The sequence below is a fragment of the Peptoniphilus sp. DNF00840 genome (assembly GCF_001553125.1).
In the GTDB taxonomy this organism is placed as follows: Bacteria; Bacillota; Clostridia; order Tissierellales; family Peptoniphilaceae; genus Peptoniphilus_A; species Peptoniphilus_A vaginalis.
Genome location: NZ_KQ960185.1, coordinates 1 through 3,054 on the forward strand (window position 1 = coordinate 1; position 3,054 = coordinate 3,054).

Below are 3,054 nucleotides of genomic sequence, written 5' to 3' on the forward strand. Positions count from 1 at the left end.
GAACCATAACAACTTAAAAACTAATCAAAATTTCTAAAACAAACAATTAAACTGGAAATAAACAGAAATGTTTATTAACAAAGGTCAAGTTAGAAAGAGCACTAGGTGAATGCCTAGGCACCAAGAGGCGACGAAGGACGTGACAAGCTGCGAAAAGCTACGGAGAGGAGCAAATATCCATTGACCCGTAGATATCCGAATGGGGAAACCCACCGCAAGGTATCCTATAGCCAATCCATAACTATAGGAAGCGAACCAGGTGAACTGAAACATCTAAGTAACCTGAGGAAAAGAAAGAAAACTCGATTCCCTAAGTAGCGGCGAGCGAACGGGGAAGAGCCCAAAGTGTAAAAAGAGACAATAGCCAGCCAAATAATCTGGGAAGATTAACCAAAGAAGGTAAGAGTCCTGTAGGCGAAAGCGAAGATATCCGACACAAAAGAGTACCACGGAACACGAGAAATTCCGTGGGAAGATAGGGGGACCACCCCCTAAGGCTAAATACTACTTGGTGACCGATAGCGAACAAGTACCGTGAGGGAAAGGTGAAAAGAACCCCGAGAGGGGAGTGAAATAGAATCTGAAACCTAGTGTTTACAAGCAGCGAAAGTGGCAATACGCCACAATCGTGTACTTTTTGTAGAACGGGCCAGCGAGTTACGATTACTAGCAAGGTTAAGCATTACAGATGCGGAGCCGAAGCGAAAGCGAGTCTAAATAGGGCGAAAGTTAGTAGTTGTAGACCCGAAACCGTGTGATCTATCCATGAGCAGAGTGAAGTTGAAGTAAAATTCAATGGAGGCTCGAACCGGGTAACGTTTAAAAGTTATCGGATGACTTGTGGATAGGGGTGAAAAGCCAAACGAACACGGAGATAGCTGGTTCTCCTCGAAATAGCTTTAGGGCTAGCCTCTAGAAAGACGTGAAAAGGGGGTAGAGCACTGATTGGTTGCGGGGCATGCATATGTTACCAAAACCTATCAAACTCCGAATACCATATCATGCACTAGGGAGTCAGACTATGTGGGATGAGCTTCATAGTCGAAAGGGAAAGAGCCCAGACCATCAGCTAAGGTCCCAAAATTATAGTTAAGTGGGAAAGGATGTGGAGTTACTGAGACAACTAGGATGTTGGCTTAGAAGCAGCCACTCATTTAAAGAGTGCGTAATAGCTCACTAGTCAAGTGACTCTGCGCCGAAGATAACCGGGGCTAAACTATATACCGAAGCTATGGAACGTCAAACGTTGGTAGAGGAGCAATGTATGAAGGGAGAAGCAGAAGCCGTAAGGCACTGTGGACAACATACAAGAGAGAATGCTGGCATGAGTAGCGAGAGGTGAGTGAGAATCTCACCCGTCGAAAACCTAAGGATTCCTGAGCAAGGCTCGTCCACTCAGGGTAAGTCGGGACCTAAGGCAAGGCTGAAAAGCGTAGTCGATGGACAACAGGTTGAAATTCCTGTACCGATACAATCGTTAAAAGGAAGTGGGGACGCAGAAGGATAATAAGAGCGCCCAGTTGGTGAGGCGTGCAAGCGCAAAGGAAGGGAAGTAGGCAAATCCGCTTTCCGAAAATTCTGAAGCGTGATGCGGATCGAAAACAAGTAGAGAAGCTTATGACTCCACACTGCCAAGAAAAGCCACTACAAGAGAAGTATCGCCCGTACCGCAAACCGACACAGGTAGGTGAGGAGAGAATCCTAAGACGAGCGGAAAAACCTTTGTTAAGGAACTCGGCAAAATGACCCCGTAACTTCGGGAGAAGGGGAGCCCCTGTAAAAGGGGGCCGCAGTGAAAAGGCCCAAGCGACTGTTTACCAAAAACACAAGTTTCTGCTAAGTCGAAAGACGAAGTATAGGAGCTGACACCTGCCCGGTGCTGGAAGGTTAAGGGAAAAAGTTAGCGCAAGCGAAGCTTAGAACTGAAGCCCCAGTAAACGGCGGCCGTAACTATAACGGTCCTAAGGTAGCGAAATTCCTTGTCGGGTAAGTTCCGACCCGCACGAAAGGTGTAACGATTTGGGCACTGTCTCAACAAAGGATCCGGTGAAATTGTAGTAGCGGTAAAGATGCCGCTTACCCACGACAGGACGGAAAGACCCCGTGGAGCTTTACTGTAGGCTGAGATTGAATTTTGGGATTAAATGTACAGAATAGGTGGGAGGCAAAGAAGTAGGTACGCCAGTATCTATGGAGCCACCGTTGGGATACCACTCTTTTAATGCTAGAATTCTAACCTAACCCCATGAATCTGGGGAAGGGACACTCTCAGTTGGACAGTTTGACTGGGGCGGTCGCCTCCGAAAGAGTAACGGAGGCGCTCAAAGGTTCCCTCAGCACGGATGGAAATCGTGCGAAGAGTGCAAAGGCAGAAGGGAGCTTAACTGCGAGACCAACAAGTCGAGCAGATGCGAAAGCAGGACTTAGTGATCCGGTGGTACCGAGTGGAAGGGCCATCGCTCAACGGATAAAAGCTACCCCGGGGATAACAGGCTTATCTCCCCCAAGAGTCCACATCGACGGGGAGGTTTGGCACCTCGATGTCGGCTCGTCTCATCCTGGGGCTGAAGTAGGTCCCAAGGGTTGGGCTGTTCGCCCATTAAAGAGGCACGCGAGCTGGGTTCAGAACGTCGCGAGACAGTTCGGTCCCTATCCGTCGTGGGCGTAGGAAATTTGAGAGGAGCTGTCCTTAGTACGAGAGGACCGGGATGGACAAACCTCTGGTGCACCAGTTGTACTGCCAAGTGCATAGCTGGGAAGCTAAGTTTGGAAGGGATAAGAGCTGAAGGCATCTAAGCCCGAAGCCCCCCTCGAGATGAGATTTCCCTCGAAAGATAAGACCCCTAGAAGAAAATTAGGTAGATAGGCTCAAGGTGTAAGTGTAGCAATACATTCAGCTAGCGAGTACTAATAGGTCGAAGACTTGACCAAAAGAAAAAGGAAGAGATTAGTTTTTAAGTTAATCTGGTGAGAATAGGACAATGGACACACCTGTACCCATACCGAACACAGAAGTTAAGCATTAGTCCGCTGATGGTACTTGGTTGGCAACGA

Annotated in this window: 2 rRNA genes; both read left to right on the forward strand. The window is 48.1% G+C overall.

The window, feature by feature from the left end:
• Window positions 1-82 precede the first annotated feature (82 nt).
• Window positions 83-2,931, forward strand: a 23S ribosomal RNA gene (locus HMPREF1864_RS00295).
• 32 nt (window positions 2,932-2,963) lie between these two features.
• A 5S ribosomal RNA gene (rrf, locus tag HMPREF1864_RS00300) occupies window positions 2,964-3,054 on the forward strand; the annotation flags it as partial.